The organism is Anaerofustis stercorihominis, assembly GCF_024623185.1.
Classification (GTDB): Bacteria; Bacillota; Clostridia; order Eubacteriales; family Anaerofustaceae; genus Anaerofustis.
Window position 1 is genome coordinate 1 of the sequence record NZ_JANJZK010000064.1, and the last position, 1,141, is coordinate 1,141.

General features: G+C 34.4%; 1 protein-coding gene. It reads left to right on the forward strand.

From position 1 onward, the window contains the following. Nucleotides 1–366: 366 nt before the first annotated feature. A complete protein-coding gene (locus NSA01_RS10000) occupies nucleotides 367–927 on the forward strand; it encodes an SGNH/GDSL hydrolase family protein (RefSeq protein ID WP_257481314.1) in 561 nt (186 codons plus the stop codon). Nucleotides 928–1,141 lie beyond the last annotated feature (214 nt).

Genomic DNA, 1,141 nt, shown 5'->3' on the forward strand with positions numbered 1-1,141 from the left:
GCTTAGACACCGCGCCCAGCGGGGTCGTTTTATCCATATTGTGACTGACCAAAAACTCCAAAGGAGTTTTGAAAATCTTAACTTTGGTTAAGATTTCACTGAGCAAAGCTCAGGGGTCAACATGAACGAATGACATTTATGGTCATTTGCGAATGGTTTCTATGTGCATGAGCAAATCTTGCCTTTGGCAAATTTGCTGCACAGCATAACTTCGAAATCATATTATCGTATATGTAACCACACCTAAATTTTGTTACACAAAATTTAGTAAGCCTTCTTATGAAGTCTTTCGATAGTCAAAAAATGGTAGGGTTTGAGGGGGTTAAACCCATTAAATGTGTGTTTCTAGAAAAGAAAGGAATTTTTATGAAAATAATATGTATCGGCGACAGCCTGACAAACGGGAATATAGGTTATACTTACAGGAATTATTTAAATGAAAAATATGAAACCATAAACAAAGGTATCGACGGAGATACGACTGAGGGAGCAGCTTTCAGACTAAAAAGATGTCTAAGTGATAAAAGATATCAAGATATAAATACATATATTTTATTCGTTGGGATAAATGATTTGATCTTTTCATTCTCGGGATTTTCTTCATTCGATGAAGAAATATACAAAAAAAGTCAAAAGGATTTTAACAATCTTTACGAAAGCATGCTTATTGATTTAAAAAATAATGATAAAAAAGTGATTACGGTTGGTCTTCCATACGTTGAATTTCCCGATTTCAATCAAAACCTTATAGTCTCGAGAAATGATATTATAAAAAATTCAGCAAATGCATTCGGCTTTTCATATATAGATATATACTCCCTTCAAAAAGAAGAAGCAAAAAAAGGAACTAAACTCACTTTGGACGGAGTTCATTTTGCAGAGATTTCCGCAAAGCTTTTGGCGGATTCAATAATTGAAAAGCTTTAAGGGGCTCTGCCCCTTACAAACCCTGCGAATATTTTTCCAAAGCAAAAAATATTCGATAAAATGCTTTCACTCAAGCGCCGTGACGGCTTTTAACGCTTCTTGATTTCCTAAGAAATGCTACCCGCATTTCTTGGAAAAGAAGCTATCCCACCCTTACAAATAAAAGTTTTACCTTTAATTAAAGCTAATAGATCTTTTAGGTAATATGTGGGTG